14 protein-coding genes are annotated in these 18,989 nt (G+C 43.3%); 2 read left to right on the top strand and 12 right to left on the bottom strand.

Features of this window, described 5'->3' with window-relative positions; genetic code table 11:
* Window positions 1-42: 42 nt before the first annotated feature.
* From Bovatus_RS17205 to Bovatus_RS17185, 5 genes are all read right to left on the bottom strand, one after another.
* The gene (locus tag Bovatus_RS17205; protein WP_004298264.1) at window positions 43-1,113 is read right to left on the bottom strand and encodes a tetratricopeptide repeat protein; all 1,071 of its coding nucleotides are present in this window, start codon (window positions 1,111-1,113) and stop codon (window positions 43-45) included.
* Window positions 1,114-1,121: 8 nt separating this feature from the next.
* Window positions 1,122-2,888 carry an HSP90 family protein gene (locus tag Bovatus_RS17200; protein WP_004298265.1) on the bottom strand — a complete coding sequence of 589 codons (1,767 nt, stop codon included), beginning with the start codon at window positions 2,886-2,888 and terminating at the stop codon, window positions 1,122-1,124.
* A 9-nt stretch (window positions 2,889-2,897) separates the two neighbouring features.
* A complete protein-coding gene (locus tag Bovatus_RS17195) occupies window positions 2,898-5,396 on the bottom strand; it encodes a tetratricopeptide repeat protein (protein WP_004298266.1) in 2,499 nt (832 codons plus the stop codon).
* 256 nt (window positions 5,397-5,652) lie between these two features.
* The gene (locus tag Bovatus_RS17190) at window positions 5,653-6,180 is read right to left on the bottom strand and encodes a shikimate kinase (RefSeq protein WP_004298267.1); all 528 of its coding nucleotides are present in this window, start codon (window positions 6,178-6,180) and stop codon (window positions 5,653-5,655) included.
* 115 nt (window positions 6,181-6,295) lie between these two features.
* On the bottom strand, window positions 6,296-6,898 hold the full coding sequence (locus tag Bovatus_RS17185; protein ID WP_004298268.1) for a nitroreductase family protein: 603 nt from the start codon (window positions 6,896-6,898) through the stop codon (window positions 6,296-6,298).
* A gap of 140 nt (window positions 6,899-7,038) precedes the next feature.
* On the opposite strand from Bovatus_RS17185, the gene Bovatus_RS17180 reads away from it, so the two are divergent.
* Together Bovatus_RS17180 and Bovatus_RS17175 are read left to right on the top strand one after the other, a co-directional pair.
* Window positions 7,039-7,674, top strand: a complete 636-nt coding sequence (locus tag Bovatus_RS17180; protein ID WP_004298269.1) for a ribonuclease H1 domain-containing protein — start codon at window positions 7,039-7,041, stop codon at window positions 7,672-7,674.
* A 29-nt stretch (window positions 7,675-7,703) separates the two neighbouring features.
* A complete protein-coding gene (locus tag Bovatus_RS17175) occupies window positions 7,704-9,476 on the top strand; it encodes an ArnT family glycosyltransferase (RefSeq protein WP_004322482.1) in 1,773 nt (590 codons plus the stop codon).
* On the opposite strand, the gene Bovatus_RS17170 is transcribed toward Bovatus_RS17175, so the two are convergent.
* The 7 genes from Bovatus_RS17170 to Bovatus_RS17140 all read right to left on the bottom strand — a co-directional run bounded on the left by Bovatus_RS17170 (window position 9,463) and on the right by Bovatus_RS17140 (window position 18,912).
* Entirely contained in the window at window positions 9,463-11,442 is a 1,980-nt protein-coding gene (locus Bovatus_RS17170; protein WP_004298271.1) for an LTA synthase family protein, read from the bottom strand. The two genes, Bovatus_RS17175 and Bovatus_RS17170, sit on opposite strands and share 14 nt — an antisense overlap.
* A 46-nt stretch (window positions 11,443-11,488) precedes the next feature.
* On the bottom strand, window positions 11,489-11,908 hold the full coding sequence (locus Bovatus_RS17165) for a GtrA family protein (RefSeq protein ID WP_004298272.1): 420 nt from the start codon (window positions 11,906-11,908) through the stop codon (window positions 11,489-11,491).
* Window positions 11,892-12,848 (bottom strand): glycosyltransferase family 2 protein, encoded by a 957-nt coding sequence (locus tag Bovatus_RS17160; RefSeq protein ID WP_004298273.1) that lies wholly within the window; start codon window positions 12,846-12,848, stop codon window positions 11,892-11,894. Before Bovatus_RS17160 ends, Bovatus_RS17165 begins: the two co-directional genes overlap by 17 nt.
* Window positions 12,845-13,648 (bottom strand): polysaccharide deacetylase family protein, encoded by an 804-nt coding sequence (locus Bovatus_RS17155; protein WP_004298274.1) that lies wholly within the window; start codon window positions 13,646-13,648, stop codon window positions 12,845-12,847. Before Bovatus_RS17155 ends, Bovatus_RS17160 begins: the two co-directional genes overlap by 4 nt.
* Window positions 13,649-13,662: 14 nt before the next feature.
* Window positions 13,663-15,498 (bottom strand): ABC transporter ATP-binding protein, encoded by a 1,836-nt coding sequence (locus Bovatus_RS17150; RefSeq protein ID WP_004298275.1) that lies wholly within the window; start codon window positions 15,496-15,498, stop codon window positions 13,663-13,665.
* A 120-nt stretch (window positions 15,499-15,618) separates the two neighbouring features.
* Window positions 15,619-16,752: an AAA family ATPase gene (locus tag Bovatus_RS17145; RefSeq protein WP_004298276.1), complete on the bottom strand. Its 1,134-nt coding sequence runs from the start codon at window positions 16,750-16,752 to the stop codon at window positions 15,619-15,621.
* Window positions 16,753-16,830: 78 nt separating this feature from the next.
* Window positions 16,831-18,912, bottom strand: coding sequence for a BT4734/BF3469 family protein (locus tag Bovatus_RS17140; protein ID WP_004298277.1), 2,082 nt, complete (start codon window positions 18,910-18,912; stop codon window positions 16,831-16,833).
* Window positions 18,913-18,989 lie beyond the last annotated feature (77 nt).

Here is an 18,989-nt window from a genome sequence, read left to right as displayed (position 1 = left end):
TAATTGGACGGCAAAAATACGGATTAATCTACATGTTGGCAATTAATTAGACATTAAATCTTTCAAACGGTCCATATAACCACTATTTCCGTTACGGGCGTCATAGCGACGTGCCAGCTCTTCTGCCTGTTGATAGAAATAATTGCGAAGTTCGTTTACCTGATAAATCCCATCCGGACGATAAAGCGGGAACTCTTCCGGCAAAGACAACGAGACTTCCGGACGGGTTTCATATTTCAGAGCCTCTACCATATCACAGGAGAAACGATAACTCTTCAGCGTATTAGTACGCAAACTCCAACCGATACAGCGTTCGGCATATTCCCAAGCTCTTTCCGGCTTCGTCATCATATTATAGGCAATAAACAATCCCAGATAGAGCAAAAGATATTCATCCTTCTCTCTTCCCACCAATGCTTCTTCGGCACGTGCACACATATCGGCGGCAATCTCCGGTTTACCTGCTTTCTGCGCATAATAAGCAAGCTTCAAATAGGCCCGCAAATTGGCTTCATAACAAGTGACCTGCTTATTAATCAACGGTTGCGCGCGGCTGTAAGCCTCATCAAACTGTCCCGTTTCCAGATAATAATCCAGCATAAAGTTCAATTCACAAGCCTCACACGACTGATCGTCTATCTTCTCATTCAACATTTTATCAATGTATTCTTTCGCCTTGTCATACTGCCGCATCCAGACACATTCCACAGACCAGCGGTGATAATAACTCCGCAAAGAATACCCGTTCCGGAGGATACGGGTTTTATAATCCTCCCCAATTGCCTGTACCTGCTCCATCGGGATCTCCGGAAGATCGAACGTACAAGCCCATATCCACTTATATTTCCACAACAAGTCATCTTCCTTAATCACATCCTTGTGGTTCTCGTAATCATCCAGAATTTTAGAGAACACGGTAATCTCTTCAGCATCCGCCGAAAGAAGATTCAGTTCATAAATAAGATCCAGTCTCAACTCCGTAGCCCATTCCACATCTTCGTTCTCATCGGCGATGCGGATAGCTTCTTTCAATAGATTGGCTTTTTCGCGGGGATGCAGGTTGTCATTCTGTGTCTGCAACAGCAATTTTTGTATTTCAAGTGTGTATCTCATACTCTTTTTTAATTCAGGAAATTTATAAAATCATTCATTTTCGAAGTCATCAGTTCACTTAGCGAATGGTTGAAAAGCTCCATTTCTTCGCTGTTTACCGGATATTTACCTTGCAGAAGCGATTGTACATACAATATATGCACCACATGCTGAAACAGTTTATTGTCTCCTTGTATTTGCAATAAGGTCTGCACCATTTCATTATCCGCATTGAAAGTGAGTGTCGGCGGAATCTGCTTTGTAGTATTCACAGCTCCCAGTACAGCCGCCAACGGATTATTAGCACTTTTAGCGGCATTCTCCTTTTCCTCCGCCACAAAAATAACCGGAATATCCACCGGAGTAAAATGCTTCAGACGACAGATACAGCCAAATCGCTTCAACAACTCGTTCGCTTTCACCTCAAAAGCCTGAAACTCCTGGTTCGCCTCCACTTCACCAAACTGCTCCAGCAACCGTGAAGGAGATATTTCATCCAAAGTAAGTTCCGGATTCAGGCGGACATACTTTTTCAACAACGTTTCATCAAACGTATAAGCAGCATTCACGACCAGCCAACCCTGTGCTCCGGCTATACGCCGCACTTGCCGGAAATCCTCCAGATTCTTGGTATAACATATCACATTGCTTGCCGAACGAATACTTCCAAAGCTACGCAAACCCTTATTGGTTTCAAAAGGAAGATAATCCATAAACAAACGAAGCAATTCATTATCCTCCGAAGCAATCGCCTTGATATGAAAGTGATGAACATCCAGAATCCGATTGAACATGGCACGGTCATTCTGCACCAATCCCCGCAGATAATCCTTGATAGCCACCCCGATCTCTTTCCGGGCATCTTTCAGTTGGTCATTACTCACCAAAGACTCCCGGGAAGCGGTAGACAGCAACCCGTCCGCATTCACCAGACAACGGATAAAGAAAGCCCACGACGGCAACAGATTGCAATCATCCTCACTCAACAGCATACGTTTGAGATAGACCTTATGAGAGTTGCGCACTGAAAATTGTGTACGGAAAGGCAGGACATAAAGCACCCCTTCCACCTTGCCGCTTTCAGTATAGATCCGGAAAGCATCGAGAGCAGACGATTGAAACACTTTCGCTCCATAATCCAGCAACTCCTTACGAGTCGCCTTCGGGTCAAGCCATACAGGCGAAGGCGTATTTACCAACTCCTCTTCCCCCTGATAATGCAGATAGATAGGATACGGCAGCACTTCTCCGTAACCGACCAGTATCTTCTTAAATGTTTCATATTCAAAAAGATGCATCCAGTCTCCTTTCGGGTGCAATACCACTTGTGAGCCGATGGGCCGTTCTTCGTCTGATAAAGTCAGCTGATACGTCCCATCCACTTTTCCACACCAGCAAACAGGCTGTCCGCCCATTGCAGAACGACTCTCTACGGTGATTTCATTGGTCACCACAAAACAAGATAACAATCCGATACCGAACCTTCCGATAAAATCGTCCGCATCGGGAGTATCCCGCTTTGAGCTCTCCCCGATAACAGTCAGAAAGCGATAAACTTCCTCCTCTTTCAGTCCGATACCATTATCCCGAAATACCACTGTCTTGTCCTCATTCAGAAAGACATCGATGCGACCTTTATAATTCTCGTCAATATTGCGTAGAGCCGTGATGGCATCTACGCAATTCTGCAACAGTTCGCGAACAAAAGTATTCGGGTTACTATAAATGTGCTCTGATAACAGGGCAATCATACCTTTAAGATTGACCTGAAACAGATTATTCCCTTCTTTTTCCATGTTCCTCTTTTACTTCCTCCTCCTTCCGGTGATTTTAAGAGCTTTCTCATTGCCATTCTCTGCGGCCTTTTCGAACCACTCCATTGCAATTTCATCGTTTTCTTCCACGCCATTTCCTGTCAGATAGGCATTTCCAAGTTCAAATTGTGCTTTATCGTTATTTTTCTCGGCAGCTTTCAGCAACCATTGCACTGCAGCTTCCGGATCAGGGTTACAACCTTCGCCATACATCATCATCTTGCCCAGATAATAAATTGCAGCGACATTCTCATTCCCCGCCGCATCCGTGAACCAGCGATAGGCCTCAGCATAATTCTGTTTCACACCTACTCCGTTATAATAGCAAAGTCCGGTACGATACATACTTGTCGTATTTCCATTATCCGCAGCCAGTGTATAATATTTAAAGGCTTCCGTTTCATTCTCTTCCACTCCGATACCCATTTCATAACAGATACCCAGTCCTTCACTATACCATTCATATTCGGCAGCTTTCTTGAAATAAGCAAAAGCCTTTTCCGACTCATTCAGGCTATCATAGTCATACAGATAATACTCACCCACACGCAGCATAGCCATCGGAATCTCATTAGCCACTGCCTTTTCATACCATTCCACTGCCGTTTTATTATCTTCCAGACAGGGACCGCAACCGAAGAAATAATAATCTCCCATCTTAAACTGAGCATAGCCATAATCCTGTTCAGCAGCCTTCATCATATATTCCACTGCCTTCTGTGGATTCTCTTCCACGCCATTACCATTCTCATAAGCCATCCCCAGTTCCGTCAGACAACGGGCTTCATTCTTTTCCGCCCCTTTACTAAACCATTCGAGTGCCCTATCCCAATTTTCTTCCGTTCCGATACCTTCTCTATAGCAACGTCCCAAAGCAAAGATCGCATCATTATCGTCCGCTTCAGCTGCCTTTGTATACCAGGCAAAGGCCTCTTCCGGTTTCACTTCACCAAGAACACCCTTTTCCATATAAAGACCTACACGGAACATTGCATAAGGATAACCCTGTTCGGCAGCCTTGCTAATCAGTTCAAATGACTTTTCATAATTCTTCTCCACTCCATCGCCATTCTCATATAAGAATGCCAGTTCCACAAGGGCAAAGCAAGCACCCAGTTCGGCCGCTTTTTCATAATATTCCCTTGATTTTACAGGGTCCTTCACACCGCTATATCCATTAGCCAGATAAAGAGCCACACGGCAATACCCATCGGCATTATTCAGTGAAGCCGCTTTTTCATAAAACTCTAAAGCCTTCACATAATCCGGTTCTTCAGACAAGAAGCCACGTTCATACATCCAGCCCAAACGATAAGCTGCACTTCCCGAACCCAACTCAATGGCTTTCTCCAACAACTCTTTCGCGCGATTCATGTCTTCCGGCACCAAATCACCGTTGAAATAAATATTGGCCAGTCCTTCGATACCTTGTATATAATCATCCTCCACGCAACGGTTCAGACACATCAGTCCACGTTCCACGTTCTTATATTCATCATTATACAGGTAGATCAATGCCAGTTCATACGCACTGTAGGGTTCACAATAAAGCATGCCCTTTTCCAGCCATTCAATCGCCTTAGGCATATCCAGCCATTCCTCCTCCTGATAGTTATATCCCAGGAAATTGGCGGCAGACCACACACCGGCATGCCAAGCCTTTTCCCAAAGTTCAAAGCTCAATTCTTTCGGTTTATTCAGTTCCGGGTAACGGAAATAAAGCGTAGCCAGATTTTTAAGACTATAAAGATTGGGAACTATTTCCAGGGCTTTTTCGTAGTAAGCAGCTTCCTCTGCCACGTTACCTTCCGCTCTGTCGAGCGCATCTCCTAACGATGCATATACATGAGCACGCAAACGTTCACCTTCAGGCAGTTCGGCAAGCAGTTCATTCCGTATCTGTAATGCCTTTGCTTTATCCCCTGCAAATTCTTCGGCAAAAGCACGATAATGCTTTCCCCATAAAATAGCTTCGGGAGAAGTGAGAGCTGCAAAACGCCGTTCACCCTCTTCTTTATCTTGTTCGCAATAGAATCCCATGTATCGCCAATAGGCAACAGTTGCTTCCGCTTCAGCCCAACCCATATCGGCGGCCTTCTCGTAGTATGGAAACAAATAACTCATGTCCCGCTTTCCATAACGGGCTTCGGAATATTGTGCACCCTTCTGCGCCCATCCCGCACCGCTAAACTCTGCCACACGGTCGCATACCTGCATCACCTTTTCCCACCAGAATTCATATTCTTCCGCGTTGAGTTCCACCTCTACGTTACAGTCAAAAGCACTGAATATCAGTTCAAAAAAATCTTCTGTTAATTTCTCGTCTTCTTTTGTGTCCAAAGCATATTCACATACAGCCAATGCTTCCCACCAGTTTTCCGCACTTAACAATGAAGCCGGTGTATACTGCGGAAACCATACCCTTGCAGGCTGTCCGGATGCTTTAATTTTAGCGGATAACTCCCCAAATTTCTCTTTTAAAGTTTTCATGATATAGAACTTTACCTTAATTTTGTGTTACTAGTCAATAAAAAATCTCATAACGAGTGCAAGGTACAAATATTGACCGAATGCACAAACAAGAGTCTCAAAAAAAACGAAGTTCCAACAAAAAGAGAACATTACAACTACCTGATTTCTGAATACAGTAAAATTCCTCCCAATAATCATTCATTATCAGGCACAAATTACACACATTCCACAGCTTTCCAAATGACGATTACACAAAATATAACGACTGTTACTTCTACAATCCCAAAAGTTGTCGCAAACATTGCACCGATGTTTCAATCTGCCAACGATCTTCCAATTCGTCTGCATTAAAGATATATTGTGCCTGATGATAAAAAGGAGCACGCTTCTCGAGTGCCTGAACAATGAACGCTTTCAGTTCTTCATCCTCTTTACCCTGAAGAATAGGACGTTGTTGTTTAGCCACACGCAAGCGCCTGAACAACACATCCGGATGCACCTCCAGAAAAACAGTCTTTCCGGTCCGGTTCATAAAATCCATATTATCATAAAAACAAGGCGCTCCACCCCCCGTCGAAATTACCACATTCTCAAACTCAGCTACTTCATGGAGCATATTTCTCTCCAGCTCCCTGAATCCTGTTTCGCCTCGTTCAATGAATAATTCTCCAACGGTTTTGTGAAAACGCTCTTCAATATACCAGTCCAGATCGATGAACGGTATATTCATATATCGGGCAAAAGCCTTACCCAACGTCGTTTTTCCGGCACCCATATAGCCGGTAAGGAAGATACGAACCATAAATGATTAATTTTGCTCACAAAATTAATCATTTAATGAAGAATGAAGAATGAAGAATAAAGAATTTTAGCCATTATGCCATCCAATTCTTCATTATTCATTCTTCATTCCCGATTTATTTAAAGATTCTCACCCGTTCTTCAAGCGGCTGGAATTCTTTTTCACCCGGTTTGCCGAGAGGAAGTCCGAACGGCATTTCCGCAATCAAATGCCAATGTTCCGGCAAATCCCATGCACGGCGCACTTCTTCATCAATCAACGGGTTATAGTGTTGCAGCGATGCTCCGAAACCTACATCTTCGAGCATTACCCAGATAGCTAACTGGTGCATGGCAGAAGTCTGCAATGACCATCCCGGGAAATTCTCCTGATAAGCCGGGAAAGCCTCCTGAAGCCCTTTCACAACCTTCTGATCCTCAAAAAACAATACAGTGCCATACCCACAGGCAAACGAATGATCTATCTTCTCCTCTGTCTTGACAAACGCTTCAGCCGGTACAATCTTCTTTAATGCGTCCTTCACAATCTGCCACAATTTCTTATGCGATTCTCCCAATAGAAGTACCACACGGGTAGATTGCGAATTGAATGCCGACGGTACGTGGCGCACGGTCATATTAACGATACATTCGATCTCCTGATCGGATATAGGTGACTGATTAGTAATTGAATAGTAAGTTCGACGTTGTTTCAAAGCTTCACTAAAAGATCTTTCCATAATAGTTCCTTTCTTATTTTATATTCTTAAAACTCTCTTTTTTTTATAACAAGTAGCCCCCCTAACTTGTTCAGTTAGAGAATATATTTGTACCTTCGCAGCGTCAATTCATTGACTATCTAAAATTATCGTCAGAAAAAATGGCTAAACAGAAATTTTATGTAGTATGGGAAGGTGTCACCCCCGGAGTTTATACTTCCTGGACAGACTGCCAACTTCAAATCAAAGGATATGAAGCTGCCAAATACAAATCATTTGATACGCGCGAAGAAGCGGAACGCGCGTTGACAATGTCTCCCTATGCTTATATCGGCAAGAATGCAAAGGCTAAATCAGGAGGTCCTAAACCTTCTTCAGATACTTTACCTTCTTGTGTGATCGACAATAGCCTGGCTGTCGATGCAGCCTGTAGCGGTAATCCGGGACCGATGGAATATCGCGGCGTACACATTGCCAGCCGTCAGGAGATTTTTCATTTCGGCCCGATGAAAGGCACGAATAATATCGGTGAGTTTCTAGCCATCGTACACGGTTTGGCGTTGCTGAAAAAGAAAGGTTTCGATATGCCCATTTACAGTGACAGCGCGAATGCCATCAGCTGGGTGCGACAGAAAAAGTGCAAGACCAAACTCCCCCGAACCCCGGAAACAGAAGAACTCTTTCTGTTGATTGAACGGGCAGAAAAATGGTTGCAGGGAAACACCTATACCACCCGTATTCTGAAATGGGAAACGAAAGAATGGGGAGAAATTCCGGCCGACTTCGGCAGAAAATAAAAGAACATAAATTTCAATATAAGATAAAGATGAAAACATTGACTTCAAACAAAGCTTTCTGGCTGTTACTAGTCATTTGCGTAGTTACTATCCTGCCTTTCCTCGGTTTATCGGAGTACCACACCAAAGGGGAGCCTCGCGAATCTATTGTCTCCTACTCCATGCTGGATAGCGGAAACTGGATTTTACCCAGAAACAACGGAGGAGAAATGGCTTACAAACCGCCTTTCTTCCACTGGAGCATTGCTGCTGTTTCGGCAGCAGTGAATGGAGGGCAAGTCACAGAAATGACCTCCCGCTTGCCGTCTGCCATCGCCCTGATCGCCATGACCCTCTGCGGCTTTCTGTTCTTTGCCAAAAGAAAAGGAGTGGAACTGGCGTTGTTGGCCGCCTTTATTACCCTGACTAATTTTGAGCTGCACCGGGCCGGAGCAAACTGCCGGGTGGATATGGTATTGACAGCGCTCACCGTTGGCGCTCTGTATTGTCTCTACAAATGGTATGAGAAGGGACTCAAAGGTATTCCCTGGCTGGCCATTCTCCTGATGAGTTGCGGAACACTGACTAAAGGACCGGTAGGTACTATCATTCCATGTTTAGTGGTAGGCATCTTCTTGTTACTCCGGGGTGTCAACTTCTTCAAAGCATTCTTGTTACTTTCCGCCTGGGCCATTCTTTCACTCATCCTGCCTTTCTGCTGGTATGTCGCTGCTTACCAACAAGGTGGAGAAGAGTTCCTGGCATTAGTTATGGAAGAAAACTTCGGTCGTATGACTAATACCATGAGTTACAATTCATGCGTGAACCCCTGGCATTATAATTTTGTGACCCTATTTGCCGGATACGTTCCCTGGACACTGTTAGTCGTGCTCTCCCTGTTCAGCCTGACTTACCATAAATTCAGCATCCAACCGGCAGCCTGGTGGAAACGCTTCACCACATGGATAAAGAATATGGACCCGGTGGATTTATTCTCTTTCACCAGTATCGTTGTAATCTTCGTCTTCTACTGTATTCCGCAGAGCAAACGTAGTGTATATCTGATGCCGATCTATCCTTTCATTGCTTATTTCCTTGCCAAATATCTATTCTATCTGGTCAAGAAGCAATCTAAAGTCATCAAGGTATACGGAAGTATTCTTGCAGTAATCAGCCTGCTACTGTTCACCTGCTTCATCGTATTAAAATGCGGACTCATCCCTGAAACTATTTTCCAGGGTCGTCACGCGCAGGACAATATTAATTTCATGCGTGCAATACAGAATATCAGCGGAGCAGGGGCCTTATTCCTGATTGCCATTCCTACCATTCTCGGTATCTACTGGTGGTTCTATCAACGGAAAAATGCATTGAACAACCGTTTCCTATACGCTCTCGTTGTGCTTACAATGGGATTATACCTTGCATTGGACGGTGCTTATCAGCCGGCAGCATTAAATTCGAAGTCGGTCAAATTCATCGCTACAGAAATAGAAAAGGTTGCGCCGGAAAGCGAAGGAACGATGTACGAATTCATTGAAGAAAGTCTGCATGCAGCAGGTGACCCCGTACATTATTTCGAACTCAATTTCTATCTGCACAATCGTCTCGACAACTTCTATGAGAAACGTCCTTCGGAAGGTTTCTTGTTAATCGGCACGAATGATGCAGAGAAATATCTTCCCGAATTCGAGAAAGAAGGGTATCAGTTTGAGGAGGTATATGAATCCCCTAAACGAGTACTCCGGCAAATAGCCAAGATATACAAGTTCGTTAAAAACCAACAGCCTGAAAATAACGAAACGACTCCTATTGTTGAGTAAAAGGTATAGAATTAAGCGTTTTTCCATGCTTCACAAGGAACTCCGCCGATTGGAGCATGGAAAAACTATATTCTTTCAAAGGAAAAAAGCTATCATCCATCGGAACAGCATTCAATTTGCCGTTACCGATATCATAAGTAAGTTCCTGCTGAGTCTCGTAATTATAAAGGTAGAGTAACGTGTCATTGCGTCCCACCACCATATTGTCAGCAGTATAGAACATACAGGGACGTTCTTCCTTCAGCAAGTCCACTCCAAAATTATTCTGTAGATAATCAATATTCAACAGCCCTAATATTGTTGGCTGTATATCTACCTGACCGCCAAATGCAGTTTTCTCTTCCGGCTGAATACGGCTGGAGTAAATCATCAGTGGAATATGATTATAAGATTCCGGTAGTTCACATTCGGCGTCTCCCACCAGTTTGCCATGATCTCCTTCCAATACGAATATCGTATTATCAAACCAGGGTTGTTTACGCGCCTCTTCAAAGAACTGACGCAAAGCCCAATCCGCATACTCAACGATCTGCATCTCCGGTTCACTTGTTTTCGGATGGAAGAAAGGAGGTATCACATACGGCGGATGATTACTGATGGACAGTAAAGTAGCAAAAAACGGTTGTCCGGTGGCAGCCCGCTGATTCAATACCGGAATTGCATAGTCATACAAGAAATCATCCTGCACTCCAAAGCTATTCACAACCTTATCAACCGGATAGTCTTCTTGTGAAAACACTTCATCATAGCCGTTCGTCCGGAAGAAAGCGTTCATATTATCATACTGTCCTTCATGCGTCATAAAGAAAAGGTTGTAATAGCCGTTTTCTTTCAGTACGGTAGGCAGTCCCGAATAGCGGGGAATGACAGAGCCTTTCATCAGGTTCCGTTTCATCATAGCCGGAAAAGAATACAAGGTGGCATACAAACCATGGTTCGTATGGATTCCTGCCGAATAGAAATTGCGGAAACTGATAGAACGGGTATACAGGCTATCCAGGAAAGGAGTCAAAGTCTCCGATTGCCCGAAATGCTTCATAAACTTGGCGGACATAGACTCCATCATAATCAAGACGACATTAGGACGGCGTTGTTGCACGCTATCCGCTTTTGCAGCATGCCTATAAACAGCCAACGGGGAAACATTCGCATCTCCCGGACGGTTGAGCAGAGCTTGCGCCTTGGTGATGGCTTCCTGTTCATCCATCAGATGCAAGTATTTATTTTCAGGTCTCATATCATCCATCACACTCGTCAGCAGGTTAAAAGTAGGACTTACTCCCAGTTGATTGAGAAAAGCATCCTGACAGAAATATGCCGCACTTACTTTGATCGGGTTATAGCCTGTACGCCCCCGGATTCCAAAGATGCAGAGTCCGATTAAGCAAGCACCGATCAGAACCGCCCCTCCTCGCTTCCAATAAGGAAACGGAGCGGAAATGGTAAGGCTACGATGATGGAAATAACGTGCCAGATAGATAAGCCAAACTACGAATCCGGCCAGAAAGAGAAGGAATAATCCGATGGACAGATAATAGGCACTTTCCCCCAATATCATTCCGGCGGTAGTTCCCGCATAACCGAACCATTCGAATATGGAAGAGTTGATATGTTTAAAGAAATAGGCAAAATAAGGAATGTCCGACGCACTGATTAAATAAACCAATCCATAAAAGACACTGAAAAAGATCGTAAAGAAACGGAACAACGCTTTCCCATAATAGTTGCAAACTCCACATACCACCGCAACTACCAGAGGCAACAGAAGTATGTAACAGCCTATCACATTGTCAAACCAGACACCATGCACAAAAGCAAGCATCGGAAGTGTCTTATCCGACAAGGCTTCAGAGGTCAACTGATGATAAGATGAGATAAAAAGTACCAGGCGAAACAGTCCTGCGATCAGTAAAGCCGAAACATGTATGGTAAGTATATATACAATAAGATTTAGAAAACGTTTCATAATAGCCTTTTCTTTTTATGAATTAAATGAAAGGGATTGAATAGTGTTATTTCCTCCCTTTATAGATATAAACGAAATGAAGAATCAGGAAATTGATAGGCACCACGATAATCATTACCAGTATCGGTGCAAGCAGTTCACCCGCCCCTATCCAGAGGAAGAGATTCAGTAAGCCGATCTCAAGCAGGTAATTAATCAGATGACTAAAACCAAAGCCGATCGCATTATGCGAGGATGGTTTGGAACGAAAGGTGAAGAAAGTAGTCAGGAAGTAGTTGCAGACAAATCCTACAGCATAACCAGCCGTAAAGGAGATATTGGCATTCGCAACCAACAAGACCAGGCAATATACGCCGTAATGAATGGCTGAAGATATAGTGCCGACAACTCCAAAACGAACAAATTGCCAGAACTTATCCCGCCAATCCGGGTGCTTCTCAAGTATAGCCTTACTTATTCTGATCATCGTACAACACTTCTTCCACATTATAGAGCGGACGACGTTTTACCTCTTTATAAATCTTGCCAATATACAGTCCGACAGCTCCTATGGATAATAAAACAACCCCGCCAACAAACCAGATAGACAACATCAAAGAGGCCCAGCCATGTTCCGCAGTACCCGAAATCAATGCGTAAAGAACATAGATTCCAATCAAAATACTGATAAAAACAAAGATACCTCCCAGATAAACAATTCCGTAAATGGGCTTTACCGAGAAAGAGGTTATCCCGTCCAAAGCCAGACTGAACATCTTTCTCACTGTATATTTGGAAGTTCCGGCTGTCCGTTCCCGGATCACATCATCTACCGTAGTAGAAGGGAAACCCAGCAACGGGATAATACCACGCAGATAGACATTGCGTTCCTGATAATGAGACAACTTTTCCAGCACTCTCCGGCTTAGAAAACGAAAATCCGCATGATTGTAGATAGTCTCCACTCCCATCCTGTGCTGTAATTTATAAAAGGCTGTTGCAGAAAGACGTTTCAACACGGGGTCTGCCTGACGGGATACTTTCACTCCATATACAACATCATATCCTTGCATATAGGCATCGACCATCTCCTCAATCGCATTCAGATCATCCTGCAAATCGGCATCAATGGTAATAACGGCATCACTCCAGTCTTTAGCGGTCATCATACCGGCCATGATCGCATACTGATGTCCCACGTTCCGTGCCAGATTCATTCCTTTTATATAAGGATTCGTCCCGTGCAGTTTCTTAATGATGCTCCATGTACGATCTTTGCTGCCATCATTCACAAAGAGCACAAAGCTGTCGGCACTGATCTTTTCTTTCGCCACCAACTCATCAAACAAGGCTGTCAAACGGGCGGCCGAATCTTCCAACACTTCCTCCTCATTATAGCAGGGGGATACAATAGCCAATTTTATCATTTTTCGTCCGGTTTATTTAGTTCAGCCAGTTTTATCTGTGCAAATTCCGAGTAAGTCATAAAAGCATATCCTTTTTCTTTCAGTTTGCGGATAAGCACATCCAAACGTTCCTCCATTCCTTTACCGGAATGATTGCGGATAATAAAAGGCATCTTAAATTCAGGATGTTCACCCAACGGGTAGAATTCCCACGGGTGGAAATAAGTCACAAAATATCCGTCATGCTTCAATACCCGGTTTACCAGGAGTTGATACAGCCACATCGGCAGATTATGACAAGACAACCAGAATAGCGGGAAGCGAATCCACGGAGTTACAGAAGCCGGGATTTGAAGTAACTTACCCGTCATAAAGCAGGTACGGGGCTCCGACAAATGCATATATCTTCCGGGGATAAATGCGGGATTCAATGAGGAGTTATATACATACCCCATCCGTTCAAGTTCCGTATCTGATACGGGGAACATACGCGGCTGGCGATAACCTTGTATCGTCCTGCCGGTAAGACGTTCCAGAATTTCTTTTGAACGACTGACATCCGAAGCCTGTGGCTGCCAATGGTCACATCCATGCGCAGCAACTTCATGTCCTTCGTCCATAATGCGCCGCATCACTTCCGGCGCATTTTCTGCAAAATTGCTTGTACAAAAGAAAGTAGCTTTCACCCCGTTGTTTTTCAGGCAGTCCAGTATCCGATTTGTACCATAGACTGACACTTTCATTGCTTCATCCAACGGAAAGTCTACACCATGCTCACGAGGTACATCAAATTCTTCTGTATCAAAACTTAATAATATCATTGCAATATCAAGAATTACAACTGCTGCATATCATGCAGACGTTTATAGTAACCGTTTAACTCTATGAGTTCTTCATGCTTACCACGTTCCACAATCTCACCCTCATACAGTACACAGATTTCATCTGCATTCTTAATCGTAGAAAGACGGTGGGCAATAGCAATCGTCGTACGTGTTTTCATCAAACGTTCCAACGCTTCCTGTACAAGACGTTCTGATTCGGTATCCAAAGCAGAAGTAGCCTCATCAAGAATCAGAATCGGAGGATTCTTCAAAATAGCACGCGCAATACTGATACGCTGACGCTGACCACCGGACAATTTTCCGCCACGGTCACCGATATTCATATTATATCCTTCCGGTTTCTCCATAATGAAATCATGCGCATTGGCAATCTTCGCCGCCTCTACTACTTGTTCCATTGTCGCATTCTCCACACCAAAAGCAATGTTATTGAAGAATGTATCATTAAACAGAATAGCCTCCTGGTTTACATTACCAATCAAACTGCGCAAATCTGCAATACGTACATCACGAATACTTGTTCCGTCAATGGTAATATCACCTTCCTGCACATCGTGGTAACGCGGCAACAAATCGACTAATGTAGATTTACCGGATCCCGATTGGCCAACCAGTGCGATTGTTTTTCCTTTGGGAACTGTCAGGTTTACATGCTTCAACACCTCTCTTTTACCATCATAGCTGAAAGAGATATCTTTAAATTCGATTCTATCATTCAAACCTTTCAACGGTTTCGGATTCGGAATTTCCTTAATCTTATTCTCTGCCTTCAGGATTTTGTCCACACGTTCCATGGAAGCCAACCCTTTCGGAATGTTGTATCCCGCTTTAGCAAAGTCTTTCAATGGATTGATTACACTATATAAGATAACCATATAGAAGATGAATGTAGGAGCATCGATGGTTGCATTCTTTCCTAAAATCAATGTACCTCCAAACCACAATACAGCTACAATCAGAATCGTTCCTAAGAACTCACTCATCGGATGAGCCATAGCCTGACGTATAGCAACCTTGTTTGTCGCATCCCGGAGCTCGTTGCTACATTTGGTGAAGCGGTTAATCATTTTATCTTCCGCAATAAAAGCCTTGATGATGCGCAAGCCTCCCAGTGTTTCTTCTAATTGTGACATCGTATCACTCCACTTAGCCTGTGCTTCCAGTGATTGACGTTTCAGTTTTCTTCCGACGACTCCCATCAACCAACCCATTCCCGGTAATACAATGATAGTAAAAAGAGTCAACTGCCAACTAACCGTAACCAATGTCACAAAATATATAATAATCAGAATCGGGCTTTTCATCAACATATCCAATGAACTGGTAATGGAATTTTCCACTTCCCCCACATCACCACTCATACGAGCTATAATATCTCCCTTTCTTTCTTCCGAGAAGAAAGACATCGGCAGACGCATTACCTTAGCATACACCATAATACGAATATCACGTACCACTCCTGTACGTAATGGAATCATCACGGCTGAAGAAGCAAAGTAACAACCGGTTTTAAACAATGTCATCACCATCAGGAATAGTCCCAAGAAAATAAGAGCTACAGTGGGACCATTATCCACAATCATCTGAGAGATGTAATAATAGAAGTTATTCTTGGCAACATCTGCTAAATCGCCACTACCCCATTCCATAAAATGGTACACCTTATCTGCTCCTTCTGTTTTAAACAGAATACTCAAGATAGGAATCAAAAAAGTAAATGAGAACACATTGAATACAGCAGACAAAATATTCAGCAAAATAGCCCAGCCGATATACTTCTTATAAGGCGACACAAAACGTCGCATTAGTTGTAGAAATTCCTTCATTATTTACCATTAAAAAAGTTAAGACCGCAAAGATACAATAAAACAGATTAACAGGCAGCAGTTTCTATTAATTATTAACGCGATTTATCGAAAAGCCCTCTTCAATAAATGAAATATGACTTAATAATTCTCTTTCAGCCAAATACCCAAGAAACGATCATATATTTGACAAATACCCATTTCCTGAGTCACAAAATCCTTTTCCAGCAACCCTTTTAGTGCTGCCTGAACTGAACTAGCAGAAGCCAGTTTGTATTTTTTAATAAAAGTGCCGGAAGTGAGAGCTTTAGCCCTTCCTTCTTTAGTGATAGCAATTAGCAGTTCCTTTTGTTTCTCCGGCAAACGAAAAAGAATTTCCGAATAAGTATATCTGAATGAATCAATAATCTGCCGAATAGCCCCTGACACCATTCCCACTTTACAAACTCCGTACTCCGGGGTCATATCATAAAGTGTATTCAATACTTTTTGTATATACCATGTGATTCCTTCAAACTGTTGATAAACTGTGGTAACAGCACTTTCCTCTATTTCTTTGCCTGCACGTTTGAAATGCATACTTGCAAAACGAATATATTCTTCTAAAGGAATACTTTCCAAATGCATCATTGACACACTTTGATAAAAAGGTCTGGAAGGCGTCAAAAACATATTCCCCATCACATGTCGCTGGCTCCCGGCAAAAATGAAACGCGCATTATTACAATGCTGCACATAAGTCCGGAGAGTAGCCTCTACATTTTTCTCCACATATCCAGTAATCTGCTGAAATTCATCAATAGCAATCAAACAAGGCTTATCCGCTTGCTCTAAATACCGGAAGATTTCATCAAGCGTAGTAGCCGGAGCTTGTATATCTCCTAATCCCAGATTCAAAGAAGGCATACCATTCACATCAAAAGAGATACTAGCCTGCAAAGATTTTACACATTCCCAAAAGCCATGCAAAGCTTTCTTCCCCATAGGTTTCAGTACTTCCAAAATCTCCTTACTAAGTGCAAAGACCAAATCACGCAATGAACGGCTATCATATATATCAATAAAAAAGGTATAGTAACCCTGTTTAATTTCAGGAAACTGAAAGCAATGACGGATCAGCCCTGTTTTTCCCATTCGCCGGGTAGAGACAAGAGCCAAATTATTCCCATTCATCACCTCGCGCACCAACTGTTCGCTCTCAAAACGGCGATCGCAAAAATAATCAGCAGAGACATATCCGCTTGTTATAAAAGGATTTCTTATCATAGTCTTCATACATCTCACGTTATTACGCAAAGATAATTATTATAAAATAATAAAAGCCATCTACTATACATTATTTCATCATCATCCCTACTCAACAGGCACCACATGATAATAAACCCCACGCGTTTTCCTGAACGACTTTACACCCAATCTCTGCAAGAGACGTCCGAAATAATTAACTTGCCCGGAAGAAAACTTCATTTTACTTGCTTTTTGTATCCGTTGAAGGATATCCGCAGCAAGTAACCATTCTCCCTCTTCTTCCTCTTCCGCTGCCCGGTAATATACCTGAAACAATTGTTCAATCACCGGCGACTGTTCAAACTCCCGGTTAGCCTCCGTCATAATCGCCTCCTCTTTTTCATCAAACCAATAGCGCTCATTACTCCGCAATGCAGCCATTGCCTGTGCATATAACTGCTCATAATCAATAGGGCGGACCACATCTATCACTCCCGTCACCTCGACACCGATAAAACGGCGACTGCCGGAAGTATCCGTCAACAGATCCTTATGATTACTTGTGCCTATAAAAGAAGCGTACCGGCGGAGTTCCTCCACTGCCGAAGCATTCGGACGTCGCGTATTGACAACAGGCTTTTGCAGAATATGCTTGAGAAAAGACTGCTGACTGATGCCAATCTGATCGAACTCATCCATATTAATCAATAAAAAGCGATTCAAATACAGTTCAGCATCCCGTTTCCGACTGAAATCGATACTGTCCGTATAATATGCCTGTAAACATGGTGGTAAGATCAAGCGGCAAAATGTAGACTTACGATAAGCTTGCGGGCCTATCAATATAGGCGAAGTGCTATTCGCATGATTCTTACCCATCCCACGCCAATGTGCGACCATACTAAGAAACCAACGACGAAACAATTGAGTCCAATAAGGATGGTCACAAGGAACCCGTTTGGCTAAATTGCCAATATAATCCTTACCGTTCCAACGAGGAAGGTCATAAAGAAACTCTTCAATAGGTTGATAAACCGGTACATGATCCGAATTCAGGAAACGCACGACATCTTTATCCCAAAGTTTAAGCCCCTCATATTGTGCATTCATTGTAATGCTTGCCATCAACCGTTTATCCACCGGAAGAAAATAAAAATTAAAGCTATTCCGTTCGCGACATTCCACTTGTGACGTTAGTTGGTTGAAACGGAAATCATAACGCCGTTTCATAAACTCATCCATCTGCATGACAAATAATTGTTCCGGCAACAGGCTGCTCTTACTCGCAAATCCCTCTGAAGTCCGATATACATTCCGTACAGTCCCCCGAACCAATGTATCATCTTTTGGCAAACGATAATGCGCCCGACACCATCGCACCGTATCTTCTTCAGGAATACCGGCGCGAAAACAATACCCGGCCAGATTTATCAACAAAGACTGTTTATCACCTTCTTCCGGTTGATAACCATCCTCCTCATCCAGTGCACGTGCGAAGGCTGCTTCAAAAAGAACAGAAAGCGCATCACATCTTTCATACCCCGGTGCAAGCCGTTGCAATGGTGAAGTTTCCGTTTGCACCCGTTCACGATAAGTGGTTTCGCCCGGCATAGCCACAGGTTGTTTCATATAAATAGGCATCGCTTCGGGATTAAAATACAAATCCGGATCAAAAGTCCAGCGACAATATTGTTCCAATGAAGGTTCTTTCAGTTCGATATCAAAAGGAAGTTGGGGCTGATAGAATTTCACAGCCAACCGATAGGCGTGTGCATGAAAAAGCTCTGCCTGTTCACGGGTTTCCGGTAAAAGGTCATTGGGATAAGTAAAACGGACCCATATCTTCACTGACTTTCCGGAAGAACCGGTGAAAGCTAAATAAGTTTGCGGCAGCTCCCTCACCCGCTCTTTCACTTCATCCGCTTCCATATTCCCGGATAAGTTATTCACCTGAATCATCACAATTCCGTTGTATTCACTCATGGTCGTTATTCCGTCTTTGCGGAAAAAGGCCGCTGCAGGTATCACCTTCTGCACTTTCTGCACATAGTCATTTTTATCACCCGGAAGCATAAAAGGCAGGACTTCTCTCATTTTTGAAACAGACTGTGCTTTGGTTTCCACTTTCATTTGCTCTACGAGCTGTTCGATTCTTAACGTACGCATAGTGTTCACCTTGCCATCGTCTCTTACCAATGTTATTCTCATTGCTTAATTAATTTATTTGTCCTGCATGTGTTTGTAGGGCGATTATTACCACAGACAAATGTACGGTTAATATCCCG

The organism is Bacteroides ovatus (genome assembly GCF_001314995.1).
In the GTDB taxonomy this organism is placed as follows: Bacteria; Bacteroidota; Bacteroidia; order Bacteroidales; family Bacteroidaceae; genus Bacteroides; species Bacteroides ovatus.
This window is presented reverse-complemented; position numbering and strand designations above follow the sequence as displayed.